The organism is Nocardioides sp. P86, from assembly GCF_023712465.1.
Classification (GTDB): domain Bacteria; phylum Actinomycetota; class Actinomycetes; order Propionibacteriales; family Nocardioidaceae; genus Nocardioides; species Nocardioides kribbensis.
Genome location: NZ_JAMAYE010000001.1, coordinates 802,886 through 820,185 on the forward strand (window position 1 = coordinate 802,886; position 17,300 = coordinate 820,185).

The following is a 17,300-nucleotide window of genomic DNA, read 5'->3' on the forward strand; positions in this document are numbered from 1 at the left end:
CAGTGGTTTCGAGACGCTCGTCGCTGGCGCTCCTCCCTCCTCGACCACCGGCCCGACGGTGATCGCGAGACGCTCGTCGCTGGCGCTCCTCCTCCTCAACCACCCGTCCCGGGCAGCCCGACCAGGACGACCTGCCAGGCTGGAGCCCCGCCCGTCGACCAGGAGGACCCCGTGACCGACCCCGACCTCTGGCTCACCCCGGGCCGCGACGCGGGCCCCGCGATCGACGCGCTCGTCTCGGCGTACGGCGGGCGGCGCGCGGGTCTCGCGGGGCTGGTGGCCGCCCTGCCGCGCGAGGGCCGGCGGCTGCGGCGGACCCTGTCGCCGGGTCTCGCGGCGCGCCGCTCGTGGACGTGGCAGGGACCCGACCGGCGCGACGCCCGCTGGTGGCCGCAAGGGGTGACCTCGTCGGCCGACGCCGCGGCGGGGGCGGCCGAGGCACCGGTGCCGGGGCGGGTGCTGATGGTCAGCTGGTACGCCAAGACGATGCCGGGCGAGCCCACGCCGCCGGGCGGCCAGGGCTCGCGGATCAGCGTCGTCGACCTCGAGACGCGCCGCTACGACCACGTCCTGCTGGTGCGCGCGCAGGCCGACGGGTCGTGGAAGCCGCTGCAGGTGCACGCGGGCGGCATCGCGTGGGTGGGGTCGTGGCTGCACGTCGCGGCCACCGCGAAGGGCTTCTGGAGCGCCCGGGTCGACGACGTCGTCGAGGTGCCGGCCGGTCGCCGCGCGGAGACCTTCGGCCACCGCTGGGTGCTGCCCGTGCGGCGCGGCCACGCCGCCGGCTCGGGCGAGGGCGTGGAGCCGCTGCGCTACTCGTTCCTCTCCGTCGACGCCTCCCCCGCGTCACCCGCGTCGTCGTCCGCCGCGCCCGCGGCGGGCCCGAAGCTGGTGGTCGGCGAGTACGCCAGGGGCCGCCGGACCCGGCGCCTGGCCCGCTTCGCCCTCACCCCCGAGGGCGCCCCCGTGGTCGGTGACGACGGCCGCGCCCGGCCGCTGTCGGTGCACGACAGCGGGGTGGCCGGCATGCAGGGCGCGGTGGTCTCGCGCGGGCGCTGGCACGTCACGACCTCCCACGGCCCCTGGACCCCGGGAACGCTGGTCACGGGCGCCTCCCCCGACGCCGCCGACCCCTGGCGGCCACGCCGCTGGGCGACCCCGATGGGTCCCGAGGACCTCGCCGTTTGGCCCGGCGACACCCCCGCCGACGACCGGCTGTGGACCGTCACCGAGCACCCCCGCCGCCGCTGGATCTGCGAGCTGCGCGTGCCCCGCTGACGCCCGCGCCCGCAGGCGGCTCAGGCCCCGCGCGGCACCATCGCGAGCTGGCGCGCCTGGGCCACGAGGCGCCCGGAGGAGTCCCAGACCTCGCAGTCCTCCTCGAACATGCCCCCCGCGAGGTTGCGGGTGGCGTGGCGCACCTTGAGCCAGCCGGGGGCGGGCCGGGCCCGCACGTGGGCGGTGAGCTCGACGGTGGGGGCCCAGCCCATGAGCCCGAGGTCGAAGGTGACCGGCGGCAGGGCGTCGACGACGAGCAGCAGCGAGAGCGGGTCGGGCTCGCGCTCATCGTGCAGGCGGAACCACGCGGCGATCTCCCCGCGGCGGCTCGGCGCGCCGACCGCCCAGCCGGCGCTCTCGGGGGCGAAGCGCATGTCGAAGCGCTCCATCAGCGGCGCCATCGCGCGCACCTCGGGCGGGGCGTCGGTGTTGCGCACGCACTGCTCCAGCGGCGGGAGCTCGGGCTCGACGGCGGTGGTGCGCACGTCGTCGGCGGCGCGGGCGAGGTCGCCGAAGGTGGCCAGCGCGGTGATGCGGGTCTGCCCGTCCTGCACGAGGTCGGCGGCGACGGTGGCGACGCGGCCGCCGTCGCGGCGTACGCCGACCTGGGCCTCGGCCGGCCCCGCGGTCGCGGCGGAGAGGTAGTAGGCGCTGATGACCAGCGGGTCGGGCTTGCCTCGCTCGGCCAGCTCGGCGCGCACGGCGGTGCCGAGGGTGGCCAGCAGGTAGCCGCCGTTGAGGCCGCCCCCGACCTTCCACCCGGCGGCGAGGTCGGCGGCGTAGCGCCCCTCGCCCTGCGCCGTGACGGCGGTCTGCGTGTCGAACTCGGAGGTCGGGGGGAGGCCTGCGGTCATGGCCGGACGCTACCGCCCGCCGCCGACCGTCCCGCGCCCGCGGTCGTGCGGCACGATGGTCGCGTGCCCGCGTCCGCCTCCCCCGCTCCCGGCGAGAGCCCCCGTGGGCAGGAGCGCCCGCGCCGCCCCGCGTGGGTCTACGGCGAGGGCCAGGAGCCCGACCCTCGCTACGTGCTCGCCAACGAGCGCACCTTCCTCGCCTGGGTGCGCACCTCGCTGGCCCTGCTCGCCGGCGGCGTGGCGCTGTCGTCGCTGGGGGTGCCGGAGCCGACGTGGCTGCGGCTGACCCTCGTCGTGGTGCTGGTGCTGCTCGGCGGGCTGACCACCGCGGTCGCGCTGGCCCGCTGGGCGCGCGTCGAGCGCGCGATGCGCACCGGCCGCCCCCTGCCCGCCTTCGGCCTGGGCCTGCTGATGACCGCCGCCGTCGTCGGCGTCTCGCTGCTCCTCGCCGTCGTGGTCCTGCTCAGCGCCTGACCGCGCCGTGGTCGAGGAGGCAGCCCCACCCACCCCCGGTGGTCGAGGAGGGAGCGCCAGCGACCGTCTCGAAACCACCGCCGGTGGTCGAGGAGGCAGCGTCACCCACCCCCGGTGGTTTGGGAGGGAGCGCCAGCGACCGTCTCGAAACCACCCCCGGTGGTCGAGGAGGCAGCGCCCCCCGGCCCCGGTGGTCGAGGAGGGAGCGCCAGCGACCGTCTCGAAACCACCCCCGGTGAGCGGTCGGCGCGTCACCCCGACAGCTCGACGCTCCCCATTACCGACTCGATCCGCTCCTGAGCGTCGGCCCGGCTGGTGCCTTGCGGGATGCCGAACTCCACGTAGACGACGTACTCCCCCGTGCTGGTGCCGAACGACTCCACCCGGTCGCCCAGGCCGGCCGGCCCCGCGAGGTGCCACCAGCGCTGTCCGACGTACTCCACCGGCGCCAGCACGGTGGGCCGGGTCGGGAAGCGCGAGGTCTCGGCGGCGGTCTGGGCCAGCTCGCGCAGCGACCCGCCGTAGTCGGGGATCGACCCGGCGTTGACGAAGGACCCGTCGGCGTAGTCCGCGCTGATCAGCCCCTCACCCAGCTCCTGGGGCTTCGCCCCTGGGGGCGCGACCAGGGAGATCCCCTCGATCCGCAGCTCGGTGCCGTCTGGCGCCTCGGACTCCGAGGGCTCCGAGGGTTCCGAGGGTTCCGAGGGCTCCGAGGGCTCCGCCGGGGCGCTGGTGGAGCCCGCGGAGCCGGCGTCGGTGGGGGACGCCGCCGCGGTCGAGGACGGGTCGGGATCGTCTCCCGCGCCGCTGTCGGAGCACGCGACGCCGGTCAACGCGACGGCGGCGGCGGTCAGGGACAGCAGGACGGTGCGCGCACGGGACAGCATGGCCACAGCGTGCCAGACCCACCACGGGCGCAGCCGCCCGCGAAGGCCCTGCCGGCCGAGGGAGCACACGTGGACCGGACGACTTCGGTCAAGGACGTTAGAAGTCGCGGCCCGAGGGGAAGGAGCGTCTCGGCCACAACCTGCGCCCACGACACCTCGACTGTCCCAGGAGGACGCGCTCATGAGCGACACCACGCCACTGCCAGGGCTCGTAGGTGCCCTGCAGGAGCTCATCATCGACTACGGCGTCATCGAGGGCATCCTCGAGGAGCTGAGCACGGGCGAGGGCGACCTCAGCTCCACCGACCTGGACTGGGCGGCCGGTTCGTCGTTCGGCTCGCTGCCGCGGGGCACCGAGCTCAGCGGGCACGCCGACAAGGCGAGAGACTACCTCCGCGACAGCCTGGTCGAGCTCCGGCAGGCGATGAACATCTACATCGAGGCGGTCCAGACGTTCCGCGACGGGACCAACACGACCGACACGCACTCCGCCGAGGCCCTGGCGCAGATCCAGAGCAGCACCGACGCGGTCGAAGCGATCAACCAGAACCTGGAGAACCGATGAAGGGCACCGAGCGGACGCGTCTCGACCAGGCCGTCGACCAGTCGAGCGACGACGCCATCACCAATGGTGTCACCGCCTGGGAGAACGTCTCCGAGGTGCTCAACAGGGTGGCCATCCACCTGTCGACGGCCGCCCAGAACGGGATGGACATCGGAGGCGAGACCGGTCCCGCCATGTTCAACGCCCTCAGCGCCTCCGCCGACCGCATGCGTGAGCGTGGCACGGAGGCCTTCCGCGGCAAGCTGGCGCTCCAGATGGCCAAGGACGGCGTGATCAAGGCCCGCGAGGCCCGCGACAAGATCGACACCGACCTGCCACCGCTGACGCCGATCACCTTCACGCCTGACCCCGAGAAGACCCAGGCGGAGAACGACCAGGCCAGGACGGCGGCCGACAACTCCGCGACGCAGGCCGGTCTGCGCGAGCAGGCCCGCGAGCAGCGCGCCCGCGAGATCGCGGACCAGATGGAGAGCGACTACGACGAGCCGATCACCATCTTCAAGGACATCCACAAGATCCCCGACCCCGAGCCGCTCCCCGGCACGAGGAACGGCGGCGGTGGCGGCGGCGACAACCCCTACGGCGACGGCTCCACCGGCGGCAACGGCGGCAGCACCTGGCGCCCCGACGAGGGCGGCCGGATCGACCGCGATCCCGATCGTGACCGCGACCCCGATCGTGACCGCGACCCGATCATCGACCCGGTCGACCCCGAGGAGCCGAAGCCCCCGATCATCACCGAGCCGCCGATCACCGGCGAGCCAGAGGTCCCCGACGGCACCGATCCCGACATCGGCGACCCCGGCTCCTGGACCGACGGCGGCGCGTCGGGCACGGGCACCGGCGGCTCGGGCGGCAGCACGGGCGGCGGCTTCCCCGGCGGTGTCGCGGGCGGCGTGGCCGCCGGCGCCATCGGGGGCGGCGCGCTCCTGGGCGGCATCAAGAGCGGCGCCTTCAGCGGCCTGACCGGCTCGCTCTCCAACGCCGCCACCAAGGCCGGCGCCATCGGCGCCTCGGCCCGCACGGGCACCTCGGGCGCCCTGGGCCGCGGCGCGGCGGTCGCCCCCGGCTCCACCGGCGGAGCGCGTACGGCGGGCGCCGCCGGTGCGGGCGGTCGTGGCGGCAGCCGCAGCGGGGCCCGTGGGGCCGCGCGCGGTGGCACCGGCGCCGGGGGCCGCGGCGCCGGTGGCCGTGGCGCGGCCGGGGCCGGCGGCGGCGCCGGGCGCGGCAGCAAGGACAAGAAGAAGGGCGCCACCGGTGAGGACTTCTGGGACGACGGCCAGGACTGGATCGACGACGAGGACTCCGGCACCACGGTGCTGAGGTAGCCGCCACCCGGTCGACGCACGTCGGGCCCCCACCGCGAGGTGGGGGCCCGACGTGCGTGGGGACGACCGTCGGCCGTCAGGGTGCTGCGGTCAGCACTCCTGCTCGACCTGCGCCAGCGCCTCGTTGCGCTCGGCGCGGGCCTCGTTGCGCAGCGCACGGGTGCGCTCGATACGGGTCTTGTTGCCCGACTCCTTGGCCCGGGCGAAGCGCGCCTTGGCCTCCCTCAGGTCGGCCTTGGCCTCGGCGAGGGTGGCGGTGGCCTCCTCGCAGGCGAGGTCGCGCTGGGTGAAGGAGCGCGTCACCGCGGTGCCGGTGTTGCCGGACTCGTCGGTGGCGCGCACGGCGAAGGTGTGGGCGCCGGGCTCGGTGGTCAGCGTGACCGGGCTGGTGCAGGCCGCGAAGGCCGCACCGTCGACCGAGCACTCGTAGCCGGCGACGTCGTCGTCGGCCGAGGTGAACGTGAAGGTCGGCGCCGACTCGACGCTGGCGCCGTCGGTGGGACCAGACGAGATGGTCACGACGGGAGCGGTGGTGTCAGCCGGCTCGTCCGGCACGGCGTCGAGCACGAACGAACGACGCACCGACTGCCCCTGGAGGCCCGACTCGGCGCGGGCGCGGAAGTCGACGGTGTGGGGGCCGTCCTCGAGCTCGCTGATGTCGACGGTGTAGGGGCTCGTGCAGTCGACCCATGCGCCCTCGTCGACCCGGCACTCCTTGGTCGTGGAGCCCTGCTCGGGCACGTAGAAGGTGTAGGTCGGCGCCGAGGTCACCGTGGCCCCGTCGGCGGGTCCGCCGTCGACGACCACGGTCGGGGCGTCCGTCATGTCCGTACCGAACGTGAGTGAGGCGCTGCTCAAGGTGCCGGTGTCCAAGCCGGCCTCGTCAGCGACACGGATGGTCCACTGACCATCAGGGTCGACTCCCGCGAATGCCTGCGCCAGGTCCACGACTCCTCGGGAATTGGACGCGCGGTACTGCCCACCGGGGATTTCGTAGGACAACGTGGTCGGCGCCGAGAGGAAGGAGTCTGCGCCGGAGTCGCTGAAGGTGTAGGTCCCGTTCAACCCGCGGCATGTGCGGTTCTCATCGGCGAGGACAGCCGTCGTGCCGTCGGGCGCAATGAGGCTGATGACCAGGTCGGCGACACAGCTGTGGTTGAGGGTGATCTGAGCAGTGATCGCCGAGCTCGTGGCAGACGAGACCGGTATGCCTGCATTGCTTGTCGTGTAGTCGCCGATGAAGGCCGGCACCCCGGACGTGGCCGGGAAGGAGGTCGGGGCGGCGGAGGCCGGGGCCGCGGCGCTGACGGCGAGCCCGCCGGCAGCGAGCAGCAGGGTCGAGGCGAGGGCGGCGGCACGGCGGATGGTGCGGCGGCCACCCCCTGTCGGTGCGGTGGTGAGGTTCATGGATCGTCCGTTTCGGGTTCTGGTCAGACCCGAGAGAGCTGACGCGTGGATGCAGGACCATCGTCGGTCGTCGCGATCGCCCGCGAAGAGTTTTTGCTTTTTTTCACTCAGGTCGCAATGACCATTGCCACCCGTGCAGACGGAAGCTCGGGCGGAGTCCCCCTGGCCCTCTCGGCACCGGAGGCATGGCCCGTTCGGGCTAGTACCCCGATCGATCGGGTGGCGGACGGCGAAGGGCCCCCGGTCGTCCGACCGGGGGCCCTCCTCAGCGCCGTGACGCGGGGCTCAGCTTCCTTCGCAGGCGTTGGTGCCGGCGGTGCCGGAGAACGCCGGGAGGCGCTCGCCGCCGCTGGCCACCAGGGAGAGCTCCGCGGCGCTGACGGACCCGGTCGCCTCGGCCAGGCGGGTCAGCGCCGTGACCATCGTGGACTCGGCGACGTCGACGACCTGGTTGGCCGTGCCGGAGCCGCTGCACACCAGGTAGCGGTTGTAGGAGGCCGTCCAGTCGACCAGGCGGTCACCGGCGACGCGGCCCTGGTCGTTCTGGTCGGCCTGCAGGGCGTCGTGCCCCTGGCCGCCGTAGATCAGGTCGGAGCCGTTGACGGTGATGCGTCGTCCGTCGGTGTCGACCGACGGCGCCACGGCCATCCACAGCGCCGGGACGCCGATCCACTTCTTGGTGTCGAGCAGGTCGTCACCGGCACCACCGAAGATCCGGTCGTGGTCGGCGCCGCCCCAGACGACGTCGTTGCCGTCGCCGGCGAAGGTGACGTCGTCGCCGTCGCCGCTGTTGACGAGGTCGTCGCCCGCCCCGGCGTGCAGCGAGTCGAGGCCCGTGCCGCCGAGCAGGAGGTCGGCGCCGCCGACCGTGGGCTCGGTCTGGGTGACCACCCGCACCAGCGAGTCGTTGGGTCGCACCGTCTCGGTGAGGAAGCCGGTCTGGTTGCGGATGACCTCGTTGGTGCGGCCCAGCGTCGCCGCCGCCGTCGGGACGTCGACGCCCTGGTCGCCCAGGAGCGCGTCGTCACCGTCGCCGCCGTCGAGCACGTCGCCGGAGACGGCCTGCCCGGCGTAGGACGACTGCGGCCGGCTGGTGCCGGTGGCGTCGAACTGGCCGTAGAGGTCGTCGTCGCCCTGACCGCCGATCAACGTGTCGCTGCCCGCCCAGATGCCGGGGCCGGAGTCGGCCATGGCCACCTGGCGCACCACGCGCGGGCCCGAGGGACCGCCGGCGAGGAGCTGGTTGGGCCCGCCGCGGGTGATGCGGCCGTTGTCGCCGAGCACGACGTCGGTGTCGGCTCCACCGTCGATGGAGTCGTTGCCGTCGACCAGACCCGTCGCCGAGCTGTCGGACGTGGCGCGCACGACGCTGAGCAGCCGGTCGTCGGTGCCGTTGCCGCTGATGACGACCCCGGTGTTGGAGGAGCCGCCGCCCAGGAGGTCGTCCTGACCGGTGCCGCCGAGCAGCGTGTCGTCGTCGGCTCCGCCTTCGGCGTAGTCGTCGCCGGCGCCGGTGTCGACGCGGTCCTTGCCGCCCTGCCCGAAGGCGAGGTCGCGACCGTCGCCCCCGACGAGGGTGTCGGCACCGCCCGTGCCCGCCGCGGCGCGCGCCGTGGCGCGGTCGAGGTCGAAGAGCGCGATGTCGCGTCGGGTCGTGCCGTCGGCACGCAGGCCGTCCTGACGGACCAGGCGGGCGTTGTCGCCGGCCAGCACGTCGTCGCCGGTGCCGCCGTCGAGGGCGTCGGCCCCGTCGAGCTGACCGGTGCCGGTGCGGGTCGCCCCGATGACGCCGTCGGCCGAGGAGCTGCCGCCGGTGAGGGCGTCGTCGCCCGCCTCGCCGAAGAGCCGGTCGGAGCCGCCGTCACCCTCGAGGCCGTCGTAGCCGTCGCCGCCGCGCAGCTCGTCGTCGCCGCCCTGGCCGAAGACCAGGTCGTCGCCGACGCCGCCGCCGAGGCGGTCGGGGCCGTAGGTGGAGACCGGTGCGGTGCCGCCGGTGGCGGGCTGGTTGAGCAGGGTGACCTTGGCCGGGTCGGCCGTGGTGCCCGCACCCGTGACGGTGCCGTTGTCGCCGAGGACGAGGTCGTTGCCCTCGCCGCCGTCGACGGTGTCGGCGGAGACCCCGTCGTAGGAGCCGGCCGCCCACGAGCCACCGATGAGGTGGTCGTCGCCGGCCTCGCCCAAGAGCGTGTCGCCGCCGGCTGCGCCCTCGACGGCGTCGATGCCGTCGCCGCCGTAGACGGTGTCGTTGCCGCCCTGGCCGAGCAGCAGGTCGTCCTGACCGTTGCCGTAGAGCGTGTCGGAGCCCGAGACGGCCGCGGCCGGGGCTTGGGTCGTCGCGGTGTCGTAGAGCGTGATGCCCACCGTCGGGCGGATCCGCGCCCACCAGGTGCGCGCGGCCGCGGTGTTCTGCGACGGCGGCACGAGCTTGGCGTTGTCGCCGGCCAGGATGTCCTGGCCGTCGATCTCGTCCACGCCCTCGTCGCCGACGAGGGTGTCGGCGCCGTCGGCCTGACCCGCACCGGAGCGGTTGAGCGTCAGCGGTCCCGAGGTCGAGGACCCACCGACGAGCAGGTCGGCACCGTCGTCGCCCTGGACGAGGTCGGCGCCGCTGCCGCCCTCGACGTTGTCGTCGTCGGGCCCACCGAAGACCTGGTCGTCGCCGGCCTGGCCGAAGACCCAGTCGGAGGCGTAGCCGCCGTAGAGCTTGTCGTTGTCACCCGAGGCCGGGGTGGCCAGGAGGGTGGCGTCGACGCCCTCGACGATCGAGCCCGTGGTGCCGGGCTTGAAGGCCAGGGCGGCGTTGCCGCCCGCGACCACGTCGACACTGCCGTCGCCGAGCACCTCGTCGGCCCCGTCGGCGACACCGGCGGTGTCGCTGCCGCCGGCGAGGAGATCGGTGCCGGAGCTGCCGCGCACGACGTCGTTGCCGGCGTCGCCGTAGAGGATGTCGCCGTCGGCGTCGCCGGAGACCAGGTCGTTCCCGGCATCGCCGTGCAGCAGGTCGGCGCCGTCGCCACCGCGCACGAAGTCGTCACCGACGCCGCCGCGGATCTTGGTCTCGTCGCCCTCGCCGGCGTCGACGAAGTCGCCTCCGGCGCCACCGTCGAGCTCGTCGGTGCCCTCGCCGCCCAGGACGCAGTCACCGTCGCCGGTCGCGCCGGTCAGGCCGGCCAGCTCCACGGTCCCGGTGTCGCCCAGCACGGCGCCGCTGGCCGGGCGGCCCTCGACCCTGCCGTTGCCGTCGAGGTCGGCGCGGCCGTCGCTGAACACGACACCGGCGAGGACCCCGGAGTAGCGTCCGCCGCCGGCGGCCAGGACGTAGCCGTCGGTGACCTGGAGGCCCTCGAGCTGCCCGTCGTCCTCGGCCGTGCCGGAGAGGTCACCGTTGAGGTCGACCAGACCGACCACGATGCTCGTGGAGGGGCGGCACACGATCGAGCGCCCGGCGCCCAGCGGAGCCGACGGGTCGGCGGGCTCGCCCTTGACCACGTCGTCGCCGGCGTCGCCGACGAGCAGGTCGCTGCCGGTGCCGCCGGCCAGGGTGTCGTCACCCTCGCCACCGCGGGCCAGGTCGTCCCCGGCGTCGCCGGAGAGCGTGTCGGTGCCGCCCGAGCCGTAGATGCGGTCGCGGCCGTCGCCACCACGGACCACGTCGTCGCCCTGGTCGTCGACCAGCACGTCGGAGCCGTCGCCGTCGAGGAGGTCGTCGCCGCCGCGGCCGCAGACGATGTCGTCGTCGCCGCCCCCGGAGAGGGTGTCGGCCCCGGCGCCGCCGAGCACGTAGTCACGGGCGTCGCCGCCGGTGACGGAGTCGACGCCGCCGTCGGAGGCCGCGCCCTGCTCCTGGCAGGAGGCGAGCACCGACGCCTCGCTGGGCAGCGCGACGGTGAGCACCGAGACGTCGTTGTCGATGATCTGGGTGCCGCTGGCGGAGCTCACGGTGATGGTGACGCGCTGGTCGCGGCTGATCCCTGCGGTGTCGAAGGCGCCGCCGACGGTGAGGTCGGAGCCGTCGCCGCCGTTGACGGTGTCGGATCCGTTGCCGCCCACGAGGACGTCGCCGGAGTCGACCAGGGCCGCGATCGCGGCGTCGTCGTCGGTCGGGAAGAGCGAGTCGACGTCCATGCCGAGCCCGCCCTCGACGACGTCGTTGCCGTCGCCGCCCTTGACCTCGTCGGTCGAGGGGCCGCCGCTGGTGCGGTCGTCGCCGGCGCCGCCGTCGACGGAGTCGCGGCCGGCGCCGCCATCGAGGATGTCGTTGCCCGAGGCGTCGCTCACCGTGTCCTCGCCGTCGCCGGCGTCGACGGTGTCGTTGCCGGAGCCGCCGGTGACGGTGTCGGCACCGCCGCCGGTGACGACGGCGTCGTTGCCCGCGCCGGCGTCGACGACGGCCTGGGTGGTGACGGGCACCGTGGTGACCTTGGTGGATCCGCCCTCGGTGCTGAGGAGCTGTCCGGGGTAGAGCCGCACGATGTCGTTGCCGCTGCCGGCGTCGGCGAGGATGCGCCCGGTGGCGGGCACGTCGTACTCCTGCACGATGTTGAACGCGGTCACCTCCACCCGGGTCGGACTGAGCTGGCGCACGGTGAACTTCTCGTTCTGCTGGCCGGTGTAGACCTTGCGCTCGCCGGCGTAGGACTCGCCGATCAGCAGGCGCAGGTCGTCGCCCTCGCGCTTGGCGAGCACGGGCTCCTCGGTGGCGCAGTTGAACTCGAAGAGCGTGAGGCGGGGGCTGCGGACGATGTCGAACTCCTCCTCGATGGAGAAGAGGAACAGGTCGATGCTGAAGTAGAACTGCAGGAAGAAGACGATCCCCGAGGAGACGTTGAAGGCGCAGCTGGGTCCGGCGCTGGCCCCGATGAACTCGTCGGTGTAGATCTTGCCGCTGCCGTCGGGGTCGAAGGCGTCGAGACCCAGGTCGAGCACCACGCCGCCCTTGATGCCGGCCTCGGCGAAGCCGATGCTGACGGCGGCGCCGGCCTCGACGGTGAAGGTGAGCTCGATCTCCGGGACGTCGTCACCCTCCTCGAGGTCGTCGATGTAGAAGCCGTCCTTGAAGACCGACCCACCGCCGGTGAGCTGGTCGGTGGCGCCGGGGTCGATCGCCTCGATCTTCTGGGTCAGCCCGCGGGTGTCGAAGCCGAAGGCCATGCGGCCGTCGATGCCGATCTCACCGCCGATGGAGGCGCTGACCGGCACCGGGCCCACCATGAAGGGGCCGAAGCTGCGCGAGACGCCGACGTTGAAGCCGAGGTGGCCCAGGTCGACGTAGAGCAGGGTGGCGTCGCCCTCGCCGAGCAGCAGGTTGTAGACCTGCTCGGAGTCCTGGAGCACGGGCACGCTGATGCTGGGCAGGTCGAAGTAGGCCTCGGAGGAGACCTCGGTGACGGTCTTGGGCTTCTCCTGCTCCTCCTCGGCGGGCACCTCGGCGCCCTCCTCGCCCTTCTTCTCGTCCTCGTCCTCCACGTCGCAGGCCGACTCGGCGCCGACGTTGCTCTTGCTGCTCTTCTCGGTCTTGGTCGTGCCGTCGTCGAGCTTCTCCACCGCGGTCGAGGAGCAGGAGCCGACCTTGAGGGAGTCGGCGTCCATCTCGAAGCTGCCGCCCTCGTCGATGCTGCTCAGGCTGACCAGCTCGGGCTCGTCCTTGAGCTCGGGCAGGTTGCCGACGAGCTGCTGGAAGGCGATGAGGTTGGTGATGAGGCCGAGGTTGGGGTAGCGCTTGACCAGGATCGAGAGCATCGAGACCGGTCCGGCCCCGACCAGGGTGGCGAGGTCGTTGATGACCGGGATCGGGGCGCTGAGGGTCTCCACGACCGGGTTGAGCGGGGCCAGCCACTGGCGGGCCTTGCCGAAGCCCTCGCCGACGGCCTTGTAGAAGGTCGTGGCGTCGAGGTAGGTGTTGTCGAAGGACAGGTCGGAGAACACCTCGTCCTCCCAGGTCAGCGAGATCGCTCCGACGGTGTCGAAGAAGCCGAGCTCACCGGCGAAGGACTCGGCGTAGACGTCGAGGCCGCCGGTGCCGGTGGCCGAGGTGTTGAAGCCGAGCTCGCGGTCGTAGATGGAGGGCAGGTAGACCCGGCCGTCGTTGCCATTGGCGTCGGCGGCGTCGATCTCGACCGCGACGTCGGCCTGCAGGCCGGTGTCGCCGAGGTCGACGAGCACGCTCGGCATGGTGCCGACCACGGCGTCGATGCACCGGGCGGCGGTCGGGGCCGGCACGGAGCCGGCACCGGCGGCGTCCTCCCAGTAGGAGGCACGCGTCCAGGCGTGGCAGCTGTCGTCGGTGCGGTCGGGCAGCCGTGCCTCGACGGTCGCGGTCAGCGGGGTGGAGGTGTCGGGCAGCTGGAGGTAGGGGCCGGTGCCCTTCTGGATGCCGACGGTGACCGAGAGGTCCCAGTCGACGGTGGTGACGACCTCGGCGACGGTGTCGATGGAGACGCCGGGCAGGCCGGCGTCGAAGGCGACGGGCTGCTCGGTGACGGTGCCGCTCAGGGCCAGCGGCGCCGAGATCGAGGTGACGTCGGAGACCTTCGACGACGACGTGCACGAGCTGGCGCAGCGCAGGGTGACGTCGACGGGGGCGAGGGTGGTCTCGGGGGTGTCGGCGATGCCGTTGAGGGCGTTCTCGACGGCGGTCTCGAGGGTGCCGGCGTCGGCGGTGGTGGCGATGCCGGTGACCGACTGGACGTCGAGGGCCTGGCGGGCCGCGCCGCTGAAGGCACGGACGGCGGCCGGGACGTCGGCGGCGGCGTCGAGGTCGGCGCCCACCAGCGGCATCGTCAGGCCGGCGAGCTCGCCGTCGAGGGAGTCGCCGAGGGTGCGGTCGAAGCCGCTGAGGGCGTCGACGAGGAACTGGGTGGCGAGCGGCTGGCCGGCCAGGTCGGCACCGGTGCCGCCGGAGCTGTCGGTGGCCTTGAGGTCGAGCCGCACCGTGTCGGAGCCGTCGAGCGGCACGGTCGCGCAGGCGGCGACGTCGGCCCCGCCGGTGTTGCCGGGGCACTGCTGGGCCGCGCCGGCGAGGGCCCGGTCCTGCGTCAGGGAGTCGCGGAAGTCGGCGAGCGGCACGAGGGCCTCGGTGCTGCCGGAGTCGGTGGTGACGGTGACGCCGATGCGCAGGTCGGAGCCGGTGGCGCCCACGGTCAGCGCGGCCGAGCCGTACTCGGCGTTCTTGCCGCCCAGGGCTGCGATGTCGGCGGACGCCACGTCGGTGACGGTCTCGACGGTGCGGGTGTCGGAGCCGACGTAGGAGGCGGCGGTGGCCAGGTCGACGGTGAGGTCGACGGTGGCGCTCGACTCCGAGCCGAGGAGCACCTGGGCGGGCTTGCGGACCCCGTCGTCGTCGACGGCGTCGGTCACGATGCGCAGCTGGCTCTCGCCGGCGGCCAGGCGCAGCGGCACGCTGTCGCTCTGGTCGCTCTGGCTGCGGGTGGTGGCGAAGCTGAGGCGGTCGCCGTCGAGGCCGAAGGTGGCCTCGGTGCCCGGCGCGATGGCCGGGATGGCGGCGGCGAAGGCCTGCAGGGTCGAGACGTCCTGGGTGTCGGCGGGCGCCGCGGTCCCGGTGGCCGAGCCCTGGAGCCCGAGCAGCACGGCGTTGAGGCCCTGGCGGGCGCGGTTGAGCTCGGAGGGCACGACGTCGAGCAGCGGCAGCGTCTTGTCGGCGCCGAGCTCGGGAGAAGGCGAGGCGAAGGAGAGCAGCACCGCGGCGTAGTCGTCGATGAGCTTGTCGCGCAGCGCCTCGGGGTCGCCGTTGATGACGTAGGGGTGGCCGGCGGTGAAGCCGACCTCGGCCAGCGGACCGTCGGTGCAGGTCACGGTGGTGGCGCTGTCGACGGTGAACTGCGTGCAGATGCTCGCGGTCGGGTCGGTGGGGGCCAGGTCGTAGAGCTGACGGTTGACCACGCGGTCCTCGGCGGCCGTGTCGTCGGCGACACCGAACTGGGCGTAGAAGTCGGCGGACTCGTCGACCAGGGTGGCGCCGTCGGAGGCCTCCCCCATGGTGCCGTTGCGCGAGGGCACGAGGTCGAGCAGGCGCAGGTCGTCGTAGGCGCCGCCGGTGGTGACCGTGGGCAGGGCGCCGGCGGCGAGGGTGGCCCAGGTGGCGTCGATGGTGCCGTCGGCGCCGACCAGGCGCTCCCCGGCTCCGCCGCCGGCGGCGATGGTCGGCGCGTCGGCGACGTCGAGGGAGGCGGTGGCGCTCAGGGCGACCGAGCCCTCGGGCTCGGCCACGACGGTGCTCTGGCCGTCGTCGAGCAGGTCGGCCACCGGGAGGGCGCCGGCGACCTCGCCGTACTGGAGGGCGACCGTGCCGGTGGGCACGGTGACGCGGGCCGCGGGCTGCCCCGCGGCCTGGGTCAGGTCGTAGTCGGTGACGTCGACGTCGACCTTGAGGAAGCCGATGCGCGCGGCCATGGCGGTGTCGCCGTCGAGGCCCGCGTCGACCGAGCCGATCTCCCAGAGCCTGCCGTCGGGGCCGGGCTTGAGGTAGGCGACCGGGGTCTGGTCGGCCTCGGCGAGGGTGGGCTGGTCACCCTCCACGAGCGGGGCGGGGTCGACGAGCCCGAGACCGAAGGTGGCCTCGAGGTAGCGCCCGGCGGTGGCGACCGTGGCGTCACCCGCGGGCGGCTCCACGGCGCCGGGGGCGTCGCCGGTCTGGGGGCAGGAGCGCACGCCGTCGGCGACGACGGCCTGGCAGAGGCCGGTGAGGCCCGTGAGCGGGGCGAGGCTGCCGCTGCCGCCGGTGAGCACGTCGGCGCTGCGGGAGGCGGCGTCGTCCTGGCGGACCGCGACCTCGAGGGCGCGGGTGTCGGGGGCGTAGGTCACCGTGCCGTCGAGGCCGAGGTCGCCGATGGCGCGACCGAGCTCCTGGATCGAGCCGGTGACGGTGCGGGCGGTGCGCTTCTCGCCGTTGCTGGCGAAGCTGGTGGTGAGCACGGGGAAGCCGCCGCCGCCGGTGACCTCGACATTGTCGGTGGGGGCGGTGCCGACGGTGGCGGCGGTGACGCCGGTGATCCTCACCGAGGGGTCGGGCGAGGCCCACGTGACCGTGGCGCCGTCGTCGACGCTGACCCCGGTGGTGGTGGCCTGGCAGTACTGCACCTGCCCGGGGCGCGGGGCGCCGCTCGGCGGGTTGGTGTCGGCGGCACCGCAGGTGATGGTGGCGGTGGCCTGCTGGCTGAGCAGGTCGATGAGGTCGTCGGCCGGGGAGTACAGGTCGGAGAGGTTCGCGTCGAGCAGGGGCAGCTCGGCGTCGGCGGCCCCCTCGGCGCTGCGCAGCGCGGTCGCGTACTGGGTGAAGCCGGTGAGCGCCTGGGTGCGGGTCAGGGCCGTGAGCTGCTCGAGGGCGGTCTCGCGAGCGATGACCGGCGTGGCGTAGGGCGTCTCGGCGTCGGCGGCACGCGTGCCGACGGTGACGGCGCCGTGGGGGCCGCCGTCGAGCAGGTCGCTGGTGAGCGAGACGTCCATCGAGACGTCGTCGGCGCCGGGGAGCCGGCGGGTCGCGAACATCTCGGCGGGGTCGCTGAGCTGGAGGTCCTCGGTGGTCAGCGCGCCGCGGCCGTTGGGGTCGCGCAGCCGCAGGACGGTGGTGGTGTCGATGCGCCCGGCGCCCTCGGCGGCGAGCTCGACGAACCCGTCGCGCACCGTGAAAGGGGCGATGGGGAGGTCCTGGCCGGCTCCGGCGCTGCTGCCGGCGGGGCGGGTCCACACGTGGGTGGTGAGCTCCGACTGACCCACGACGGAGAACTCGCGCAGGTCCTCGGCGGAGTCGTCGAAGCGGAGTCGGACCTGACCGGTGAGACGGCCGGTGGCCTCACCGGCGAGCTCGGCCGCCCCGAACTGCATGCGGTCGTCGGCGTAGGTGAGGGCGACCGGGGCGGTGCCGGTGAGGTCGATGTCGAGCAGCCACTCGATGCTGTCGGCCGGGGCGCTGGCCAGCGGGGTGACGGCACGCATCTCGAGGGCGGGGTCGGCGGAGATGACGTCGTCGATGGTGTCGAGCGTGGCGTTCTTGTTCAGCACGGCCGCCGTGACGCGACGGCCCAGCGCGGTGTCGAGCTGGAGCACGTCGCGCACCGAGAGGTCGGTGAGCGGGAAGTCGTCGGCGAGCGCGGGCTGCTGGGCCGCGGCTCCGAGCGCGTTGCCGAGGCCGAGCAGACCGATGACGACGTCGGAGGCCGACGTCGAGCCCACCGGCGGGGCGGCCTCCGACGGGCTGACGGACAGGGTCGCCGCGGCGACGGCGAGAGCTGTGGGAGCCGCGACGACCCCCAGCAGACGGCGGGAGCGACGCAGGACGGCAGGACGGGAAGCACGCACGAGGAACTCCGGACTCACACGGCCGGGGCAACCCCCTGTTGCGCACACTCGGCCAGGAGAACCTCACCACGTCTTCACCCTCGTGGCCCATAGTCGGTTCGAGCCTGACAGAACAGTAAAAAGGGATGGTTCTGGGTCAAACGCTGGACAGACGCCCCGCCGCGGGGTAGGGCCCTTCGACCCTTCCCTGCGG

Annotated in this window: 8 protein-coding genes and 1 pseudogene; 4 read left to right on the top strand and 5 right to left on the bottom strand. The window is 73.9% G+C overall.

What is annotated here, in order from left to right:
* Positions 1–171: 171 nt before the first annotated feature.
* Entirely contained in the window at positions 172–1,278 is a 1,107-nt protein-coding gene (locus tag M3673_RS03715; protein WP_251531665.1) for a hypothetical protein, read from the top strand.
* Between the two features lie 20 nt (positions 1,279–1,298).
* Here the strand turns inward: M3673_RS03715 and M3673_RS03720 are convergent, their stop codons facing one another.
* The gene (locus M3673_RS03720; RefSeq protein WP_251531668.1) at positions 1,299–2,132 is read right to left on the bottom strand and encodes a thioesterase family protein; all 834 of its coding nucleotides are present in this window, start codon (positions 2,130–2,132) and stop codon (positions 1,299–1,301) included.
* A 63-nt stretch (positions 2,133–2,195) separates the two neighbouring features.
* On the opposite strand from M3673_RS03720, the gene M3673_RS19070 reads away from it, so the two are divergent.
* Entirely contained in the window at positions 2,196–2,606 is a 411-nt protein-coding gene (locus M3673_RS19070) for a YidH family protein (RefSeq protein WP_056862263.1), read from the top strand.
* A gap of 251 nt (positions 2,607–2,857) precedes the next feature.
* Here M3673_RS19070 and M3673_RS03735 read toward each other — a convergent pair whose 3' ends face one another.
* Positions 2,858–3,493, bottom strand: a complete 636-nt coding sequence (locus M3673_RS03735) for a hypothetical protein (protein ID WP_251531669.1) — start codon at positions 3,491–3,493, stop codon at positions 2,858–2,860.
* 181 nt (positions 3,494–3,674) lie between these two features.
* Here M3673_RS03735 and M3673_RS03740 point away from each other — a divergent pair, with 181 nt between their 5' ends.
* Together M3673_RS03740 and M3673_RS03745 are read left to right on the top strand one after the other, a co-directional pair.
* Positions 3,675–4,058 carry a hypothetical protein gene (locus M3673_RS03740; protein ID WP_251531671.1) on the top strand — a complete coding sequence of 128 codons (384 nt, stop codon included), beginning with the start codon at positions 3,675–3,677 and terminating at the stop codon, positions 4,056–4,058.
* Positions 4,055–5,386 (top strand): hypothetical protein, encoded by a 1,332-nt coding sequence (locus M3673_RS03745; RefSeq protein ID WP_251531673.1) that lies wholly within the window; start codon positions 4,055–4,057, stop codon positions 5,384–5,386. The genes M3673_RS03740 and M3673_RS03745 overlap by 4 nt, the downstream gene beginning before the upstream one ends.
* A 90-nt stretch (positions 5,387–5,476) precedes the next feature.
* On the opposite strand, the gene M3673_RS03750 is transcribed toward M3673_RS03745, so the two are convergent.
* From M3673_RS03750 to M3673_RS03755, 3 genes and pseudogenes are all read right to left on the bottom strand, one after another.
* Positions 5,477–6,211, bottom strand: a complete 735-nt coding sequence (locus tag M3673_RS03750) for a hypothetical protein (RefSeq protein WP_251531680.1) — start codon at positions 6,209–6,211, stop codon at positions 5,477–5,479.
* A 21-nt stretch (positions 6,212–6,232) separates the two neighbouring features.
* Positions 6,233–6,793, bottom strand: a pseudogene (locus M3673_RS19800) (proprotein convertase P-domain-containing protein); the annotation flags it as partial.
* Between the two features lie 285 nt (positions 6,794–7,078).
* Positions 7,079–17,107, bottom strand: coding sequence for a calcium-binding protein (locus M3673_RS03755; protein WP_251532802.1), 10,029 nt, complete (start codon positions 17,105–17,107; stop codon positions 7,079–7,081).
* Between the last annotated feature and the right edge of the window lie 193 nt (positions 17,108–17,300).

Excerpts from the sequence above, each read along its gene's own strand:
- M3673_RS03735 (WP_251531669.1), bottom strand. The coding sequence starts at position 3,493 with ATGCTGTCCCGTGCGCGCACCGTCCTGCTGTCCCTGACCGCCGCCGCC.
- M3673_RS03750 (WP_251531680.1), bottom strand. The coding sequence starts at position 6,211 with ATGACGGACGCCCCGACCGTGGTCGTCGACGGCGGACCCGCCGACGGG.
- M3673_RS03745 (WP_251531673.1), top strand. The coding sequence starts at position 4,055 with ATGAAGGGCACCGAGCGGACGCGTCTCGACCAGGCCGTCGACCAGTCG.
- M3673_RS03720 (WP_251531668.1), bottom strand. The coding sequence starts at position 2,132 with ATGACCGCAGGCCTCCCCCCGACCTCCGAGTTCGACACGCAGACCGCC.
- M3673_RS03740 (WP_251531671.1), top strand. The coding sequence starts at position 3,675 with ATGAGCGACACCACGCCACTGCCAGGGCTCGTAGGTGCCCTGCAGGAG.